Annotated in this window: 18 protein-coding genes; 9 read left to right on the forward strand and 9 right to left on the reverse strand. The window is 62.4% G+C overall.

Features of this window, described 5'->3' with window-relative positions:
* The first annotated feature begins 140 nt into the window (after nucleotides 1–140).
* From J3P94_RS02295 to J3P94_RS02305, 3 genes are read left to right on the forward strand one after another with little or no spacing between them, the layout of a single operon-like run.
* Complete coding sequence (locus J3P94_RS02295) at nucleotides 141–956, forward strand: HDOD domain-containing protein (RefSeq protein WP_434574069.1); 816 nt, start codon at nucleotides 141–143, stop codon at nucleotides 954–956.
* Between the two features lie 30 nt (nucleotides 957–986).
* Entirely contained in the window at nucleotides 987–1,799 is an 813-nt protein-coding gene (gene mutM, locus J3P94_RS02300) for a bifunctional DNA-formamidopyrimidine glycosylase/DNA-(apurinic or apyrimidinic site) lyase (protein WP_434571146.1), read from the forward strand.
* 55 nt (nucleotides 1,800–1,854) lie between these two features.
* Nucleotides 1,855–2,175, forward strand: a complete 321-nt coding sequence (locus J3P94_RS02305; protein ID WP_434571148.1) for a multidrug transporter — start codon at nucleotides 1,855–1,857, stop codon at nucleotides 2,173–2,175.
* A gap of 149 nt (nucleotides 2,176–2,324) precedes the next feature.
* On the opposite strand, the gene J3P94_RS02310 is transcribed toward J3P94_RS02305, so the two are convergent.
* The 5 genes from J3P94_RS02310 to J3P94_RS02330 all read right to left on the reverse strand — a co-directional run bounded on the left by J3P94_RS02310 (nucleotide 2,325) and on the right by J3P94_RS02330 (nucleotide 7,053).
* On the reverse strand, nucleotides 2,325–2,576 hold the full coding sequence (locus tag J3P94_RS02310; protein ID WP_434571149.1) for a YfhL family 4Fe-4S dicluster ferredoxin: 252 nt from the start codon (nucleotides 2,574–2,576) through the stop codon (nucleotides 2,325–2,327).
* Between the two features lie 133 nt (nucleotides 2,577–2,709).
* On the reverse strand, nucleotides 2,710–3,189 hold the full coding sequence (gene coaD / locus J3P94_RS02315) for a pantetheine-phosphate adenylyltransferase (RefSeq protein ID WP_007897855.1): 480 nt from the start codon (nucleotides 3,187–3,189) through the stop codon (nucleotides 2,710–2,712).
* Nucleotides 3,190–3,304: 115 nt separating this feature from the next.
* Entirely contained in the window at nucleotides 3,305–4,900 is a 1,596-nt protein-coding gene (locus J3P94_RS02320) for a GMC family oxidoreductase N-terminal domain-containing protein (protein WP_434571151.1), read from the reverse strand.
* Nucleotides 4,901–5,050: 150 nt separating this feature from the next.
* The gene (locus J3P94_RS02325) at nucleotides 5,051–5,596 is read right to left on the reverse strand and encodes a twin-arginine translocation pathway signal protein (RefSeq protein WP_434571153.1); all 546 of its coding nucleotides are present in this window, start codon (nucleotides 5,594–5,596) and stop codon (nucleotides 5,051–5,053) included.
* 26 nt (nucleotides 5,597–5,622) lie between these two features.
* The gene (locus tag J3P94_RS02330; RefSeq protein ID WP_434571155.1) at nucleotides 5,623–7,053 is read right to left on the reverse strand and encodes a coniferyl aldehyde dehydrogenase; all 1,431 of its coding nucleotides are present in this window, start codon (nucleotides 7,051–7,053) and stop codon (nucleotides 5,623–5,625) included.
* A 149-nt stretch (nucleotides 7,054–7,202) separates the two neighbouring features.
* Here J3P94_RS02330 and J3P94_RS02335 point away from each other — a divergent pair, with 149 nt between their 5' ends.
* Nucleotides 7,203–7,874 (forward strand): TetR/AcrR family transcriptional regulator, encoded by a 672-nt coding sequence (locus J3P94_RS02335; RefSeq protein ID WP_434571157.1) that lies wholly within the window; start codon nucleotides 7,203–7,205, stop codon nucleotides 7,872–7,874.
* 34 nt (nucleotides 7,875–7,908) lie between these two features.
* Nucleotides 7,909–8,763, forward strand: coding sequence for a sulfurtransferase (locus J3P94_RS02340; RefSeq protein ID WP_434571159.1), 855 nt, complete (start codon nucleotides 7,909–7,911; stop codon nucleotides 8,761–8,763).
* A 139-nt stretch (nucleotides 8,764–8,902) separates the two neighbouring features.
* Here the strand turns inward: J3P94_RS02340 and J3P94_RS02345 are convergent, their stop codons facing one another.
* From J3P94_RS02345 to J3P94_RS02360, 4 genes are read right to left on the reverse strand one after another with little or no spacing between them, the layout of a single operon-like run.
* Nucleotides 8,903–9,907 carry a hydrolase gene (locus tag J3P94_RS02345; protein WP_434571161.1) on the reverse strand — a complete coding sequence of 335 codons (1,005 nt, stop codon included), beginning with the start codon at nucleotides 9,905–9,907 and terminating at the stop codon, nucleotides 8,903–8,905.
* Between the two features lie 21 nt (nucleotides 9,908–9,928).
* On the reverse strand, nucleotides 9,929–10,540 hold the full coding sequence (gene rsmD, locus J3P94_RS02350) for a 16S rRNA (guanine(966)-N(2))-methyltransferase RsmD (protein ID WP_305498147.1): 612 nt from the start codon (nucleotides 10,538–10,540) through the stop codon (nucleotides 9,929–9,931).
* Nucleotides 10,540–12,030, reverse strand: a complete 1,491-nt coding sequence (locus J3P94_RS02355; RefSeq protein WP_434571163.1) for a M16 family metallopeptidase — start codon at nucleotides 12,028–12,030, stop codon at nucleotides 10,540–10,542. The genes rsmD and J3P94_RS02355 overlap by 1 nt, the downstream gene beginning before the upstream one ends.
* Nucleotides 12,023–13,378 carry a M16 family metallopeptidase gene (locus J3P94_RS02360; protein WP_434571164.1) on the reverse strand — a complete coding sequence of 452 codons (1,356 nt, stop codon included), beginning with the start codon at nucleotides 13,376–13,378 and terminating at the stop codon, nucleotides 12,023–12,025. Before J3P94_RS02360 ends, J3P94_RS02355 begins: the two co-directional genes overlap by 8 nt.
* Nucleotides 13,379–13,721: 343 nt before the next feature.
* Here J3P94_RS02360 and ftsY point away from each other — a divergent pair, with 343 nt between their 5' ends.
* From ftsY to rpoH, 4 genes are all read left to right on the forward strand, one after another.
* On the forward strand, nucleotides 13,722–15,155 hold the full coding sequence (ftsY, locus tag J3P94_RS02365; RefSeq protein ID WP_434571166.1) for a signal recognition particle-docking protein FtsY: 1,434 nt from the start codon (nucleotides 13,722–13,724) through the stop codon (nucleotides 15,153–15,155).
* Nucleotides 15,152–15,823: a cell division ATP-binding protein FtsE gene (gene ftsE / locus J3P94_RS02370; protein ID WP_024778908.1), complete on the forward strand. Its 672-nt coding sequence runs from the start codon at nucleotides 15,152–15,154 to the stop codon at nucleotides 15,821–15,823. Before ftsY ends, ftsE begins: the two co-directional genes overlap by 4 nt.
* Nucleotides 15,820–16,842 carry a permease-like cell division protein FtsX gene (gene ftsX, locus J3P94_RS02375; protein WP_305498152.1) on the forward strand — a complete coding sequence of 341 codons (1,023 nt, stop codon included), beginning with the start codon at nucleotides 15,820–15,822 and terminating at the stop codon, nucleotides 16,840–16,842. The genes ftsE and ftsX overlap by 4 nt, the downstream gene beginning before the upstream one ends.
* A 112-nt stretch (nucleotides 16,843–16,954) precedes the next feature.
* Nucleotides 16,955–17,809 carry an RNA polymerase sigma factor RpoH gene (gene rpoH / locus J3P94_RS02380; RefSeq protein ID WP_305498153.1) on the forward strand — a complete coding sequence of 285 codons (855 nt, stop codon included), beginning with the start codon at nucleotides 16,955–16,957 and terminating at the stop codon, nucleotides 17,807–17,809.
* The last annotated feature ends 78 nt before the right edge of the window (nucleotides 17,810–17,887 follow it).

The raw sequence follows: 17,887 nt of genomic DNA on the forward strand, positions 1-17,887 counted from the left end.
TGTACGAAAGTTCCGCCAATTTACCGGTGGTGTGTCGGATCCAGATTTAGGGGTTAGACTCCCGGCCTTACCCAGAGTGTGTACCCATGTCCAAAGAGCTTTCCGCTGAACAGATCCAACAGTCCCTGCAGGGCATCAGTGTGCCGCCCCAGCCGCAAATCATGGTGGATTTGCAGATGGAGCAGTACATGCCCGACCCGGACCTGGAAACCATTGCCAAGCTGATTTCCCAGGACCCGGGCCTTTCGGGTGCCTTGCTCAAGATCGTCAATTCGCCGTACTACGGCTTGAGCAACAAGATCACTTCGATCCAGCGCGCAGTGAACCTGCTGGGCAGCCGGTCGATCATCAACCTGATCAACGCGCAGTCGATCAAAGGCGAATTGCACGACGATGCCATCGTCACCTTGAACCGCTTCTGGGACACCGCCCAGGACGTGGCCATGACCTGCCTGACCCTGGCCAAGCGCGTCGGCCTGCAGAACGGCGACGAAGCCTATGCCCTGGGTTTGTTCCATGACTGCGGCGTGCCGCTGATGCTCAAGCAGTTCCCCACTTACATGGGCGTGCTGGAGGAGGCCTATGCCAATGCCAGCGCCGAGATCCGGGTGGTGGACACCGAAAACCGCGTGTTCAACACCAACCATGCGGTGGTCGGTTACTACACCTCCAAGTCCTGGCGCCTGCCGGACCACGTCAGCCAGGCCATCGCCAATCACCACAACGCCCTGGCGATTTTCAGCGACGAATCTTCGCGCAATAACAGTCAGTTGAAAAACCTGTTGGCGATCCTGAAGATGTCCGAGAACATCTGTGCCTCCCATCGCGTGCTGGGCAACCAGGCCGAGGATCACGAGTGGAATTGCGTCGGGCCACTGGTGCTCGATTACATCGGTCTGCCGGAGTACGACTTCGAGACCCAGAAACAGGAAATCCGCGACCTGGCCTCTCGTTGAGTGCCAGCTTTCGCTTGATTCGAGAGCCCTATGCCAGAACTGCCGGAAGTCGAAACCACCCGCCGCGGGATCGCGCCACACCTCGAAGGGCAACGGGTCAGCCGCGTCGTCGTGCGTGACCGCCGCTTGCGCTGGCCGATTCCCGAAGACCTCGATGTGCGTCTTTCGGGGCAACGCATCGTGCAGGTGGAACGTCGGGCCAAGTACCTGTTGATCAATGCCGAGGTTGGCACGCTGATCAGCCACCTGGGCATGTCCGGCAATCTGCGGCTGGTCGAGATCGGCATGCCCGCCCTCAAGCATGAACATGTCGACATCGAACTGGAGTCCGGGCTGGCCTTGCGCTACACCGATCCGCGTCGCTTCGGGGCGATGCTCTGGAGCCTTGACCCGCTCAATCACGAGTTGCTGATTCGCCTCGGGCCGGAACCGCTGACTGACCTGTTCGACGGCGAACGGCTGTTCCAGCTTTCCCGTGGGCGCTCGATGGCGGTCAAGCCGTTTATCATGGACAACGCGGTCGTGGTGGGCGTGGGCAATATCTACGCGACCGAAGCGCTGTTCGCCGCCGGAATCGACCCACGGCGCGCCGCCGGAAGCATTTCTCGGGCGCGTTATCTGAAACTGGCGATCGAGATCAAGCGCATCCTTGCCCATGCCATTGAACGCGGTGGAACCACGCTGCGGGATTTCATCGGTGGAGACGGCCAGCCCGGTTATTTCCAGCAGGAACTGTTCGTGTACGGCCGGGGTGGGGAGTTGTGCAAGGTCTGTGGCACGGGGCTGCGGGAAATCCGCCTGGGCCAGCGCGCCAGCGTCTGGTGTCCGCGCTGCCAGAGGTGATTCGTCTTACGGTCTATAGTCAGTAGTCATACTGTTTCAGCCGAAGGATCGCCTCATGACTCTGCTTCGAACTTCCCTCCTGGCACTCTCGCTGAGTGTTGGCTTGCCTGCCCTGGCGAACACCGAAAGCGGTGACCCGCGCTACACCATCCAGAATCCACCCGCGTATGCCATGCTCGGCGACTTGCTGATTGCTCGTCCGTTGCTGCTCGCCGCCACCGTGATCGGTGCCGGGGCGTTTGTCGTGTCGTTGCCCTTTACGGCGCTGGGTGGCGGGGTTGGCGATGCAGGGAAGGCGTTGGTGGTCGACCCGGCGAAAGCGACGTTTGTGCGGTGCCTGGGGTGTGTTGGGGAGGGGTTTGAGCGGCAGGAGTGAGGTATTGGGTGTGGCTGATGGCGCTATCGCGAGCAAGCTCGCTCCCACAAGGGATTTGCTCAGTACGCAGATGCTGCGATGCCCATAGATCCCCTGTGGGAGCGAGCTTGCTCGCGATGAGGCCAGTAAAGGCGCTACAGATTACCGATTCACTCCTTGCCAGTGATTTTGCGATATTTCGCCATCAACTGTTCCTCAGTCTCCGGATGAGCCTCGTCCAGCGGGATGCAATCCACCGGGCAGACCTGCTGGCATTGAGGCTCGTCATAGTGCCCGACGCACTGGGTGCACAGGTTCGGGTCAATGACATAGATCTCTTCGCCCTGGGAAATGGCGGCGTTCGGGCACTCGGGTTCGCAGACGTCGCAATTGATGCAGTCGTCGGTGATGATCAGGGACATGCAAGCTCCGGCCGGGGCGTTGAGCCCGGGCATTTGAAAAACGTATGGGCGCAATTGTGCCGCATTGGCGAGCGCAGTGCACGCGGGGGCGATGGACTGCGCTGTGCTGCGAGCGAGTCGCAGCGTCGGCGGGTTACTTCTTGAAGCGCAGGGTCAGCGCGTCGGCCACGGCCGGGTGGACGAACTTGGTGATATCGCCGCCCAAGGCCGCAATTTCCCGCACCAGGGTCGACGAGATGAAGGAGTAACGCTCCGATGGCGTCAGGAAGAGACTCTCGACGTCCGGGGCCAACTGGCGGTTCATGTTGGCCAGCTGGAACTCGTACTCGAAATCCGAGACCGCACGCAGGCCGCGCAGGAACACATTGGCGTTCTTTTCCTTGGCGAAATGCGCCAGCAGCGTCGAGAAGCCGACCACTTCCACGTTCGGCAGGTGCTTGGTGACCTCACGGGCCAGCTCCACACGTTGCTCCAGCGGGAACAGCGGGTTTTTCTTCGGGCTGGCGGCGACGGCAATGATCACATGGTCGAACAGGCGCGAGGCGCGTTCGACCAGATCGCCATGGCCCTTGGTAATGGGATCGAAGGTACCTGGGTACAACACTCGGTTCATCGCGTCGTCCTGGCGGGAGTCCGTTGGGGAGTCGGATGGTATCGCAGCCGACTCGGTCGGCCAAGTCGGCGATGGGATAAGAACGCACTATAGGCGCTGCGAATAGTCGGTTTTTTCATGTGTTTTGCAGACGTTCGGCCAGCAGGGTCGCCAGTTTGGCAGTCAGGCCGTACACCGACAGTTGCGGGTTGGCGCCGATGCTGGTGGGGAACAGCGAGCCGTCGTGGATGGAAAGATTACGCAGTTGGTGGTGGCGGCCGAGGCTGTCGGTCACCGCCTGTTTCGGCTCTTCGCCCATGGCGCAACCCCCCATGACATGAGCGCTGCCCAGGCGGGTGCGGAAAAGGGCCAGGTCCAGCCCGTCGATCAGCGCGCGGGCCTCGGCCAGGGTTTTCACGTGCCGGGCATCGCTGTGCATCGGCATGACCGACCTGGCCCCTGCGGCGAACTGGATCTCGGCCATGCTGTGAAATGCCCGGCGCAAACCGTCCCAAGTGTAGGGGGAGACCTGATAGTCGAGCACGGGCGTGCCGTCACTGCGCAATTCCACGGTACCGCCGGGGCTGTCCGGATGAAAGCCGTCGCGCAGTAACGCCAGCATGGCGTGGGTGTGGGGCAACTTTGCCATGTGCGCTGCGTTCTGCGCACCAAAGCCGCCCAACAGCGTGGCGGCGAGGGCCGGGTGCAAAGGCGGGACTTCCAGCTTGTAGGACATTTTGCCGGTGACGCCATCCTGCCATTGGAAATGATCTGAATAAATCGACTGTGGAGCCCCATAAAAAGGGTTGATGACTTCATCGAACAGTCCGGCTGACATGTTCACCAAGTGCAGGAAGGTGCGCTTGCCCAGGCATCGATGCGGATCCGGCGCGTCGGAGCGCAGCAGCAGGGCGGGGCTGTTGATGCCGCCACCGGCCAGCACGTAATGCCGCGCCTTGACCCTGATGCGCCGTCCGGTCGGCGCCACGCAGCGTTCGTCCATGGCCTGGCATTGCAATTCCACTACCGCATCGTTGCTGATGATCAGGCGTTCGGCCCGCGCCAGATAGAGCAGGGCGCCGCCCTGGTCCAGTGTGGCGGGTATGGTGGTGACCAGCATCGATTGCTTGGCATTGGTCGGGCAGCCCATCCCGCAATAGCCCAGGTTCCAGCAGCCGCGCACGTTGCGCGGGATCACATGCCAGCTGTAGCCCAATTGCTCGCAGCCCTTGCGAATGACGTCGTTGTTGGCATTGGGCGGAATCAGCCATGGCGCCACCCCCAGGCGCTGCTCCATGCGTTCGAACCAGGGCGCCATCTCGGCGGGGCCGTGGCCCCGGACGGTATGCTCGGTCGCCCAGTGTTCGAGAGTCTGGTCAGGCGTACGAAAGCTCGAGGTCCAGTTGATCAACGTGGTGCCCCCCACGGCCCGGCCCTGGAGAATGGTGATGGCGCCGTCCTTGCTCATTCGCCCGAGACCTTCCTGATACAGGCTGGTGTAAGCCTGATCCTCAAGCAGCTTGAAGTCCTGGCTGGTCTTGAGCGGGCCTTCCTCAATGAGCAATACCTTGTAGCCGGCGGCACTGAGAATTTCCGCCGTGGTGCCACCGCCGGCGCCGCTGCCGATGATCGCCACGTCGGCTTCCAGCGTGAGGTCCTGGGTCAGTTGCGCGCCGTTGTAGGTGGTCCAGCCACGGGCCAGGCCTTCGCGGAACGGATCGGGTACGGGCATGTTCGGGGTTCTCTTGTTGTTATGAGAAGACGACAAGGCCCCTGTGGGAGCGAGCCTGCTCGCGATGGCGTCGTATCAGCAGCACACTTGATGACCGAACTACCGCCTTCGCGAGCAGGCTCGCTCCCACAAGGGGGCTGGCTCTGGCTTTCAGACGGTTGGCGGGCCCGGATACCCGCAGTGTGCCCAGGCCTCGGGCCGGCTGTACCAGGCCATCATCACCATTTGCAGCAAAGAGCTGTGGCCTTGGCGCAACAAGCTCAGCGAGCTGTTTTCCCAGCGTGTCAGGAATTGTTGGATGTCATCGGCGCTGGCGTTTTCCCACCCGCCCCAGATTCCGGTCAGCGGCCCGCGGGTCACACCCAACGTGAGCACGTCGAACAGCTGATGCGTGAGCTTGAGCATCGCCGCAGACAAGTGCGCCAGGCCGCGATCCAGGCTTTGCAGCGTGGCATCGGTGGCGGCCTGGGTCGTTCCTGCGGTCACTGCGCCGTCGAGCATCACCGGAATGACGGCGCGTAGAAATGCCAGGTCGCTGTCGCGCAGGGCCTTCAGGCCGTCCGCCGGTTGGCTGGACGAACAGCCGCTGAGGCTGGCGCCCAGGCCGACGGTGGCGAGGAAAACGCTGGCGCCAAGGCTCAGTTGCAGCAAACCACGCCGTGACAGGGCGGGCGTATCGGTCAGGTCTGGGCTCATTATTGTTATTACCCGGGAGACGCTTGTTAGCGGATGAACAGCTTCTGGATCAGCTTCTGCAAAGGCTTGCCATAGGGTGGATAAATCAGTCTGGCGGCGTTGAAGCGCTGCTTGATCAGGATGCCCTTGGCCTTGCTGAAGGTCAGGAATCCCTCGTGACCGTGATAGTGGCCCATCCCCGAGGCGCCAATGCCGCCGAACGGCATGTCGTCCTGGGCCACATGCAGCAGCGTGTCGTTCAGGCAGACGCCGCCGGAATGGGTTTCATTGAGTACCCGCTGCTGTTCGGCCTTGTTGTAGCCGAAGTAGTAGAGCGCCAGCGGACGAGGCCGCCGATTGATGTAGGCAAAAGCCTGGTCCAGGCCTTCGTACGGGACGATGGGCAGCAGCGGGCCGAAGATCTCATCCTGCATCACCGTCATGTCATCCGTGACATTGAGCAACAGGCTGTGGGCCATGCGGCGACCCTGGCCCTGGTCGAACAGCTCGATCAGCAGCGCGCCTTTGCTGGTGGCGTCGCCGATGTAGCCGTTGAGCCGCGCCAGTTGGCGATCGTTGATGATGGCGGTGTAGTCCGGGTTGTCCGCCAGCGTCGGATAAAACCCGCGGACCGCTTCGCGATACGCCTCGACGAACGCTCCGACGCGGCTCTGCGGTACCAGCACGTAATCCGGCGCGACGCAGGTCTGCCCGGCATTCAGGGTCTTGCCGAAGGCTATGCGTTCGGCGGCGTCCTTGAGCGGTACGTCGTCGGACACGATGGCGGGTGATTTGCCACCCAGTTCGAGGGTGACGGGGGTCAGGTTTTCCGCGGCGGCACGCATCACATGCTTGCCGATGCTGGTGGCGCCAGTGAACAACAGGTGATCGAACGGCAACCTGGAGAACGCAATGCCGACGTCAGCCGCGCCCAGCACCACCGACACCAGGTCCTGGGGAAAGATACGGGCTAACAATCGCTTGAGCAGCAATCCGGTGGCCGGGGTCGCCTCGCTGAGCTTGAGCATGACCCGGTTACCCGCCGACAAGGCCCCGACCAATGGGCCTACGGCCAGGAAGAGCGGGTAATTCCACGGGACGATGACCCCGACCACGCCCAATGGCTGGTAGATCACCTTGGCCGATGCCGGTTGGAAGGCCATGCCGACCTTGCGCCGGGAAGGTTTCATCCAGCCCTTGAGGTTGCGGCTCGCGTAATGGATACCGTGCAGGCTCGGCATCAGCTCAGCCAGCAGGGTTTCGTCGGCGCTGCGGTGACTGAAGTCCTGGCTGATCGCGTCGATCAGGGCTTGCCGTTCATTGCTCAACAGTTCGCGCAATGCCTTGAGCCACTGCCGGCGCTGCTCGGCCGTTGGCATGGGATGCGCGGCGAAAGCAAGGCGCTGGGCCTCGAAGATCGTCCGAATGTCATCCAGCTGCTGTTGAGACTGGTGCAGGTAAGCAACGTCGGCTGGCATGTCGGCACCGGATTATTATTGGAATGGTTGATTTCTAGAGCTTGTGCTCTAAAAAGTCAAATGCCGCCTCCGCGATGGCGTGGGTTTTCTCCCGTGACCTATAGGTCGTAAGATGCCCATCACATGATTTTTCGAATTAAGCCCAAGCCATGGCCCCACGAATAAAAACCAGCGAGCGCATCGTGCAGAACAGCCTGGAGTTGTTCAACCGGCAGGGTGAGCGCAGTGTCAGCACCAATCACATTGCCGCCCACATGGACATGTCCCCGGGCAATCTTTATTACCACTTCCCCAACAAGCAGGCGATCATCGCCGTGCTGTTCAGCGAATACGAAAACCTGGTGGACAGCTTCCTGCGGCCACCCCAGGGGCGGGCGGCCACGGTGGACGACAAGCGTTTCTACCTGCAGGAACTGCTTTCGGCGATGTGGCGCTACCGGTTCCTGCACCGGGACCTGGAGCACCTGCTCGACAGCGACCCGGAACTGGCGGCTCGCTACCGGCGCTTTTCCCAACGCTGCCTGATCCATGGCACGGCTATCTACGAAGGTTTCGTCGACGCCGGCATCCTGGCAATGGACCGCGTCCAGATCGAGTCCCTGACCCTCAATGCCTGGATTGTTCTCACGTCCTGGGTCCGGTTCCTCTGCACCACCCGCGAAAACTCCAGCCACCTGAGCGAACAGGCGATCAAGCGCGGCGTGTATCAGGTGCTGGTGCTCGAGGCGGGGTTTGTGACCGAGCAGGCCCGCGAAGCGGTAGATGCCCTGTTCAAAGAATTTTATGTCCCGCTGGCCCAGACCCTGGAGGAAGGGCAGTAGATCGGACCCCTTGATTCAGCCACAGGAGCTCACCATGCCCATCGCTCAACTCATCAGTCCTCAGGCCCTGGAACAGCGGAGATCACAGCCCGGGCTGGTGATCCTCGATTGTCGTTTTGCCCTGGAGGACCCGGACTATGGCCAGCGCAGTTACGCCGAGGGCCATATTGCCGGCGCGTCGTTCGTCGACCTTGAGCGGGATCTGAGCGGGCCGGTCATCAAGGGCGTCACCGGACGTCATCCGCTGCCGGAGCCCGAGGCGCTGGTTGAGCGTCTCCGGGGCTGGGGGATCAACAATGACAGCGAGGTCGTGCTGTATGACGACGGCCCCGGCGCCTATGCCGCCCGGGCCTGGTGGCTGCTGGCCTGGTTGGGCAAACGCGATGGCGTACATATTCTCGACGGCGGGCTCAAGGCCTGGCATGCGGCCGGCCTGCCCCTGAGCCTGGATCCGCCGCAGGCTGCTCGCGGGACTTTCAACGGCGCGCCGGACGCGAGCTTGCTGCTCAGTGCGCAGGCGTTGCAGCAACGCCTCGGTGATGCGGACATGACTCTGTTGGATGCCAGGGCGCTGCCGCGTTTCAAGGGCGAAGTCGAGCCGATCGACCCGGTGGCGGGGCATATCCCGGGCGCGTCATGCGCAGCATTCACCGACAACCTGGGGACCGATGGACGCTTCTTGCCGGCCGATCAACTCAAGCTGCGTTTCGCTGAAAAACTGGGCGAGCGCCCGCCCACCGAGCTGGTGGCTTACTGCGGCTCCGGCGTGACGGCGTGCCATAACCTGTTTGCCTTGTGCCTGGCGGGGTATCCGCTGGGAAGGTTGTATGCCGGCTCGTGGAGCGAGTGGATCAACGATCCCCAGCGGGGCGTGGCGAAGGGCGAATAACGAATAACAAGGCACCCGAAATCAATGTGGGAGCGAGCTTGCTCGCGATAGCGGGGTATCAGTCAACTTTAATGTGGCTGACCCATCGCTATCGCGAGCAAGCTCGCTCCCACAGGGGATTTGTGTTGTTTTCGAATCGTCAGCCTTGTGCCAGGCTGGCCAGCCAACCGGGAATGCGCCGTTCCAGGTAATACCCCGGGCGCCGCAGGGTTCCGTCGACAAATCCCACATGCCCGCCCCGCAGGTGCAGTTCCAGGTGGGTCGAGGCCGATAACTCGCCGGGTTCGGGCAGGCTGTGGGGGAATACAAAAGGGTCGTCGGCGGCCTGGATGACCAGCGTCGGTGTACTGATTCCCGCCATGAAATAGCGGCTGGACGCGCGCCGGTAGTAATCCGCTGCGTCGGAAAAGCCGTGCAGTGGCGCTGTCACCCGGCCGTCGAAATCCCAGAAGGTGCGCATGTTGTCCAGCGAGCCCAGGGCTGCCAGGGCCGCGAGCCCTTCGTCGCGTCCGTCATGCTGGAACTGGCGTTGCTTGTTGCGCACGTAGGCGACCATTTCCCGCATGAAGTGCGCCTGATAGAACCTGGAAAAGCCCTGTCCGATGCGGTCGGCGCACTGGTCCAGGCGAAACGGTACCGAGACCGCCACTGCGCCCTGCAGCTGGCTGTCGTTGCCGGCTTCCCCCAAATGCTTGAGCAGCACATTTCCGCCCAGCGAATAGCCCACCGCAAACAGCGGCGCCAAGGGGCGTCGGGCCCGCAGATGGGCGATAGCCGCGGCGAGATCTTCGCTGGCGCCGGAATGATAACTGCGGGCCAGCAGGTTCGGCTCGCCAGAGCAACCACGCCAGTTCAGGGCGACGCTGGCCCAGCCTTGAGCATTGAGCGCGCGTTGCAGGCCGGCAACGTAGGGTGAGTTGGAGGAACCGGTCAGCCCATGAAGCACCAGCACCAGCGGTGCTTCGGCGCTATGCGGGCCATGCCAGTCGAGGTCGAGGAAATCACCATCGTCCAGCCAGAGGCGCTCACGTTCGCGATCGATGTGAACGGTTTTACGCCACAATGGGCCCCACAAGGTCTGCAGGTGCGGATTGCCAAGGCCCGGGGCGGGTATGAAGCGTTCAGGTGCGCAGGACACGATCATTCTCGGTGCACGGTCAGCGGTTCAGCCAACGGCCTCTGCCGTACGTTGCCACAATGCGTAATACACCCGCCCGGATTTCTGCTCGCGATGCAGGCGCCAATTGGCCGGCAAGCCCAGGGTCGAAGGGGCGGTCTCGCTTTCAGTGTAGACCCAGGCATCGTCGGCCAGCCATTGCCGTTCCTCGAGCAACGCGCAGACGGCCGGCAACAGGTTCTGGTTGAACGGCGGGTCGAGGAACACCAGGTCGAAAGGTGTCGCGGGCTGGCTGTCGAGATAGCGCAGCGCATCCGCCGTCTGCACCTGGCCGACGGTGCAACGCAGCGTGCCCAGGTGCTCTTTCAGGCTCGAGACTGCCAGGCTGCTGGCGTCCAGCGCCTGGCCCATGGCGGCGCCACGGGACAAGGCCTCGAGAAACAGCGCGCCACTGCCGGCGAACGGGTCGAGCACCCGGGCACCCGCCACATACGGCGCGAGCCAGTTGAACAGGGTTTCGCGCACCCGGTCCGGCGTCGGCCGCAGGCCCGGGGCATCGGGAAAGCTCAAGCGCCGGCTGCGCCACTCACCGCCGATGATGCGCAACTGGTTAACCCCGTTGTGCGCGGGTTTCTTGCTGGAATTGGATGGACGGGCCATTAATGCTCCGGAACCCCGAGCGGCTGCTCGGCAGGTTTGTCAGTGGGGGCCGGCAACGGCTTTTGCGGCACGGTCGGGCCAGCGGTGACGATGACCATCTTGTCCGTGCTCAGGTGTTTGTTCAGCGCGGTCCTGACCTGCTCGACCGTCAGCGCCTGGGACTGGCGCATGAAATCCTCCAAGTAGCTCAGCGGCAAGTCATAAAAGCCCATGGCGCCGAGCTGACCGACGATGTCGGCGTTGCTCGCGGTCGACAGCGGGAAGCTGCCGGCCAGCTCGCGCTTGGCGTCGTCGAGCTCCTTCTGGGTCGGGCCGTTCTTGAGGTAATCGGCGAACACATCCTGTACCAGCTTCAACGTGCCTTCGCTCATCTCGGCACGGGTCTGCAGACTGATCATGAACGGGCCGCGAGCCTGCATCGCCGTGAAGCCGGAATAGACGCCATAGGTCAGGCCGCGCTTTTCCCGGACCTCGGTCATCAGCCGCGTGCCGAAGCCACCGCCGCCGAGGATCTGGTTGCCCATGGAGACGGCGGCATAGTCCGGATCGTCGCGGTCGACGCCCAGTTGCGCGAGCATCAGGTTGGTCTGCTTGGAGGGGAACTCGATATGGTGGACGCTCGCTTTCGGCTCCACCGGTGGCGGCGTTTTCGCCAGGGCCGGGCCCTTGGGCAGTGCGGCGGATATCTGGTTGGCAATGGCTTCGGCCTCGGCACGGGACAGGTCCCCCACCAGGGCGATCACCGCGTTGCCGGCGGCATAGGCCTTGGCATGAAAGGCCCGGGCCTGAGCCAGGGTAATCGGCGGGATGCTCTGTGCGGTGCCGTCGCTGGAGTGCGCATACGGATGGTCACCGTACAGGCGCTTCATCAGTTCCAGGCCCGCCAGTTTGCCGGGGTTCTGCTTCTGGTACTCGAAACCGGCGAGCATCTGGTTCTTGATGCGCGCGAAGGAGTCGGCGGGGAAGGTCGGTTGGCCGACAACTTCGGCAAACAGCTTCAGCGCCGGCTCGCGCTTGTCGGCTGCGCTGAGACTGCGCAGCGAAGCCACGGCCATGTCCCGGAAGGCGCCGTTGCCAAAATCGGCGCCGAGGCTTTCAAAGCCTTCGGCAATGGCACTGACGTCCTTGCCGGCCACGCCTTCATTAAGCATCGCGTTGGTCAACTGCGCCAGGCCCGGTGCATCGCCGTCCTGGCTGCTGCCGGCGGCGAAGGTCAGGCGCAGGTCGAACATCGGTAATTCGCGAGCTTCGACGAACAGCACCTTGGCGCCGTCGGCGGTTTTCCAGGTCTGCACGTCGAGCTGGCGATGGCTGGGCGCCTTGCCGTCCAGTTCAGCCAGCGATTGCAGCTTGTTGCCGGACTTGGCCTTGTCCAGCGCCTGGCTGGCGTTGGAGCTGGTCGATGGCGACAGGTAAAAGGCCAGCGCGCCGACCACGGCGATCAATACCAGGCCGATCAGCACCAGGCGCGGTGATTTGCGCTCACTCATGAGCTTTCTCCTCGGGCAGGATGTGCGCGACGCTCAGGCGCGAGCGGGTGAAATACAACTGGGCTGCCTTCTGGATATCCTGCGGGGTCACGCTTTGCAGTTCGGCCAGCTCGGTGTCCATCAGCTTCCAGGACAGGCCGACCGTTTCCAGCTGGCCGATGGCGGTGGCCTGGCTGGTAATGGAGTCGCGCTCATACACCAGGCCGGCGATCACCTGGGCGCGGACGCGCTCCAGTTCCTCTGCGGTGGGAGCGGTTGTCTTCAGTTGTTCGAGCAAGCGCCACAGGCCGGCTTCGGCCTCGGCGAGGGTCTTGTTTTTCTGCGTGTTGGGTGTCGCCGACAGGGTGAACAGGGTATCGCCACGGGTGTAGGCGTCGTAATTCGACGAGCCGCCGGACACCAATTCTTCGCCGCGCTCCAGCTGGGCCGGGATCCGGCCGCTGTAACCGCCGTCCAGCAGCGCGGAAATCAGCCGCAAGGCGTTGACCGGGACTTTGTCGGTGGCCGTGGCGATGCCCGGCACGTTGAATGCCAGCATGACGCTCGGCAGTTGGGTCTGTACATGCAGGGTGATCTTGCGCTCACCGGGCTCGGCCAGCTCCAGGGGGATTTTCGCCGCCGGCACGGCGCGCCGGGCAATCGGGCCGAAATAGCGCTGGGCCAGGGTCTTGACCTGGTCTGGCGTCACGTCGCCGACCACCACCAGGGTCGCGTTGTTCGGTGCATACCAGGACTCGTACCAATGGCGCAGCTCCTCGACCTTCATCCGGTCCAGGTCGGCCATCCAGCCGATGGTCGGCGTGTGGTAGCCGCTGGCCGGGTACGCCATGGCCTTGAATCGCTCGTAGGCCTTGGACATGGGCTTGTCATCGGTGCGCATGCGGCGCTCTTCCTTGATGACCTCGATCTCGCGGCTGAACTCCTCCGGCGGCAAGCGCAGGCTGGCCATGCGGTCGGCTTCGAGCTCGAAGGCCACGCCCAGGCGATCCCGGGCCAGTACCTGATAATAGGCGGTGAAGTCATCGCTGGTGAAAGCGTTCTCCTCGGCGCCAAGGTCGCGCAGGATCAACGACGCTTCGCCGGGACCGACTTTTTCGCTGCCCTTGAACATCATGTGTTCCAGGGCGTGAGATAGGCCGGTCTGGCCCGGCGTTTCATAGCTGGAGCCCACCTTGTACCAGACCTGGGACACGACCACCGGAGCCCGGTGATCCTCGCGCACGACGACCTTCAAACCGTTGTCGAGGGTAAATTCATGGGTGGGTTGCGGGTCGGCAGCAAGGGCGGAAAAGGGCAGACAAACTGTGCTGAGCAGCAGGCCAGCGGCGCGGCGGGCAAGAGCATTCATTCGTGTTTAAACCTGTTGGACTGCCCGCTTGGCCTTAGCCTCGGCGGGCGAGGAGGTGCTAGGATACTGATCCGTTTTACTGGCGGCCACGCCTATCGGGCCTTTTATCGGCTCGTGGCTGTTTGGATTTGCGGAAGAAGCCTCGGGTTTATCTGCTGTTCCCGATGTTTTCGCCGAAAATGTCCCACCAGTCCTTCGAAAAAAGCGACTTGAGTTGTCCGCGAGACAACTCTACAAAATGTTGCGCGTGAACAAGCTGGATGAAACGCAGTCTGTTCAGCATCGAATATTTATCACCGAGGCGCCTGCCTGGCGCGTCGCTACCGTGAGATAGCCGTCCTCCATGTTTGGTTCCAACGACGACAAGAAGACCCCAGCTGCGGCTGGCGAGAAAAAAGGCCTGTTCGGATGGCTGCGCAAGAAGCCGCAGGAAACCGTCGTCGAGCAGCCGCAACTGCCGCCAGAGCCGGCCGCCGAGACTGTGGCCGAGACCGCGGTAGAAGAGACTGCGCCGATCGTCCTGCCGATTGCCGAACCGGTGCTGCAGCCGGTCGAGCCTGAGGTTACCGTCGAGCCGGTTGCCGAGCAGCCACTGACCCCGCCCGCCGGGCAAACGCCCTGGCTGACCTTGCCCGTGGCCGAAGAACCGGTCGCGCTGGTCGAAGATGAGCAGGCTGCGCATGTCACCCCACCGATTCCGGCATCGACGCAACCGGTCGAGGCGCCCATTGCCGAGACACCGGTTGTCGTTGCGCCTGTCACTCCCGAGCCCGCCCCTGAGCCAGAGCCTGTAACGGTTGAGGTTCCGGCTTTGGTCGAGCCGCCGCGCAGCGCCGAAGAAAACAAAGTCGGCTTCTTCGCCCGCCTCAAGCAGGGCCTGTCCAAGACCAGCGCCAGCATTGGCGAAGGCATGGCCAGCCTGTTCCTCGGCAAGAAGGTCATCGATGACGAATTGCTGGAAGACATCGAGACCCGCCTGCTGACCGCCGATGTCGGCGTCGAGGCCACTTCCGTCATCATCCAGAGCCTGACCCAGAAGGTCGCCCGCAAGCAGCTCACCGATGCCGACGCGTTGTACAAATCCCTGCAAGGCGAACTGACCAGCCTGCTCAAGCCGGTAGAAAAACCGCTGGTGATTGCTTCGCAGAACAAGCCGTTCGTGATCCTGGTCGTCGGCGTCAACGGCGCCGGCAAGACCACCACCATCGGCAAACTGGCGAAGAAGCTTCAGCTCGAAGGCAAAAAAGTCATGCTCGCCGCTGGCGACACCTTCCGCGCCGCCGCGGTAGAACAGTTGCAGGTGTGGGGTGAGCGCAACAAGATACCGGTCATTGCCCAGCATACGGGTGCGGACTCCGCCTCGGTGATTTTCGACGCCGTGCAGGCCGCCAAGGCCCGTGGCATCGACGTGTTGATCGCCGACACGGCCGGTCGCCTGCACACCAAAGACAACCTGATGGAAGAATTGAAGAAGGTCCGCCGGGTCATCGGCAAGCTCGACGCCGAGGCGCCTCACGAGGTGCTGCTGGTGCTGGATGCTGGCACCGGCCAGAACGCCATCAACCAGGCCAAACAGTTCAACCAGACCGTCGAACTGACCGGGCTGGCCCTGACCAAGCTGGACGGCACCGCCAAGGGCGGGGTGATCTTCGCCCTGGCCAAGCAATTCGGCTTGCCGATTCGTTACATCGGCGTGGGCGAAGGCATCGACGACTTGCGCACCTTTGAAGCCGAGCCTTTTGTCCAGGCACTGTTTGCCGAGCGGGAGCATTCATGATTCGTTTCGAACAGGTCGGTAAACGCTATCCGAACGGTCACGTCGGCCTGCATGAGCTGAGCTTTCGGGTCCGTCGGGGCGAGTTTCTGTTTGTCACCGGCCATTCCGGCGCCGGTAAAAGTACCTTGCTGCGCCTGCTGCTGGCGATGGAGCGGCCCACCACCGGCAAGCTGCTGCTGGCCGGCCAGGACCTGAGCACCATCAGCAATGCCCAGATTCCCTACCTGCGACGGCAGATCGGTGTGGTGTTCCAGAACCACCAATTGCTGTTCGATCGCACAGTGTTCAACAACGTGGCGCTGCCGTTGCAGATCCTCGGGCTGTCCAAGGCCGAGATCAACAAGCGCGTGGACTCGGCACTGGAGCGTGTAGCGCTGTCGGACAAGACCGACCTGTATCCGGGCGACCTATCCACCGGCCAGCAACAGCGTGTCGGTATCGCCCGCGCGATCGTCCACCGCCCGGCCCTGCTGCTGGCGGATGAACCCACCGGTAACCTCGACCCGCGACTGGCGGCGGAAATCATGGGCGTATTCGAAGATATCAACCGTTTGGGCACCAGCGTGCTGATCGCCAGTCACGACCTGGCGCTGATCGCACGTATGCGTCATCGCATGCTCACCTTGCAGCGCGGTCGACTGATCGGCGACGGGGAGGCGGGTGTATGAGCGCAACCCGTAGTCCGAAAGTGGCCGAGCGCGTGGCTCCCAAGGCCTCCGACCCGCAGCCGCAGAAAAAGAAACGCGACGATGACGACGGCCCGGATTTCGCCACGCTGCTGCACGCCTGGATCGAAAGCCATCGCGCCAGCCTGGTCGACAGCCTGCGGCGCCTGGGCAAGCAGCCCATCGGCAGCTTCTTCACCTGCATGGTGATGGCCGTGGCCCTGAGCCTGCCCATGGGCCTGTCATTACTGCTTAATAATGTCGAGCGCCTGGGCGGCTCCTGGCAGCGCGCGGCGCAGATCTCCCTCTATCTGCAATTGGACGCGACACCGGGCGAAGGGCAGGCGTTGCGTGAGCAGATCAAGGCCATGCCGGGCGTAGCCGACGCCGAATACGTCGGGCGCGAGCAGGCGCTCGAAGAGTTCCAGCAGCAGTCCGGCCTGGGCGAGGCCCTCAAGGAACTCCCGGAAAACCCGCTGCCGGGTGTGGTGCTGGTGACCCCGAACGAGGTCGACAAGCCCACCCTTGAAGCATTAAGACAAAGACTTTCGGAATTGCCCAAGGTACAACAGGCCCAACTTGATCTAGTCTGGGTCGAGCGTCTTGCGGCGATACTCAAGCTCGGCGACCGGTTTGTCTTTGGTCTGACGGTGCTTCTGGTTTCTGCATTACTTTTGGTGATAGGCAATACCATTCGTCTTCATATTGAAAACCGCCGCACAGAGATAGAAGTGATTAAACTCGTCGGCGGTACGGACAGTTATGTTCGCAGGCCCTTCCTCTACATGGGGGCGCTGTATGGCTTCGGTGCCGGGATCCTGTCCTGGGGGGTATTGGCGTTCGGCCTGGATTGGCTGAACGATGCGGTAGTGGGATTGGCCGGTTTGTACGGCAGTGATTTTTCACTGGCCGGTGTGCCAGTCGCCGACGGCGTGTCGCTCTTGCTTGGCGCGGTGCTGTTGGGTTATATCGGTGCATGGATTGCGGTAGCACGCCACCTGCGTGAGCTTGCTCCAAAATAGTATTTTTTGCGCGTATTGACCTTTCAGTTTTTGTGGGAACTTGTCCTACGGTTCCCGGTCAATTTTCGCAGTGCTGAACTGCACGAGTTATGTGAGTCGGAGGTTTTTTCGTATGACCACTTCTTTGCAACCTGCTTATGCTCTAGTCCCGGGTGCGAACCTTGAGGCCTATGTGCACACGGTGAACAGCATTCCATTGCTGACGCCCGAGCAGGAGCGTGAACTGGCCGAGAGTCTCTATTATGAGCAGGATCTTGAGGCGGCTCGGCAGATGGTGCTCGCCCACCTGCGTTTTGTCGTACATATCGCCCGCAGCTATTCCGGCTACGGGCTGGCCCAGGCCGACCTGATCCAGGAAGGCAACGTCGGCCTGATGAAGGCGGTCAAGCGGTTCAACCCTGAAATGGGCGTGCGGCTGGTGTCGTTCGCCGTGCACTGGATCAAGGCGGAAATCCACGAGTTCATCCTGCGCAACTGGCGCATCGTGAAAGTCGCGACCACCAAGGCCCAGCGCAAGCTGTTCTTCAACCTGCGCAGCCAGAAGAAACGTCTGGCCTGGCTGAACAACGAAGAAGTCAATCGCGTGGCTGAAAGCCTGGGCGTAGAGCCCCGAGAAGTGCGCGAGATGGAAAGCCGCCTGACCGGCCATGACATGGCCTTCGACCCGGCCGCCGAGGCCGACGACGACAGCGCTTTCCAATCGCCGGCCAACTACCTGGAAGACCACCGGTACGACCCGGCGCGTCAACTGGAAGACGCCGATTGGAGCGACAACTCCAACACCAACCTGCACGAAGCGCTGGAAGTGCTGGACGCGCGCAGCCGTGACATTCTTTACCAGCGCTGGCTGGCTGAAGAGAAGGCCACGCTGCACGACCTGGCGCAGAAGTACAACGTGTCGGCCGAGCGAATTCGCCAGCTTGAGAAAAGTGCGATGAACAAGCTCAAGGTGTCGATCGCGGCTTGACCCGTGGTACCGGCATGAAAAACGCCCCGACCAGTGATGATCGGGGCGTTTTTGTTTGTGACAAGCGTCAACACCGGC

Origin of the sequence: Pseudomonas sp. Z3-8 (assembly GCF_051131975.1) — a bacterium.
GTDB lineage: Bacteria > Pseudomonadota > Gammaproteobacteria > Pseudomonadales > Pseudomonadaceae > Aquipseudomonas.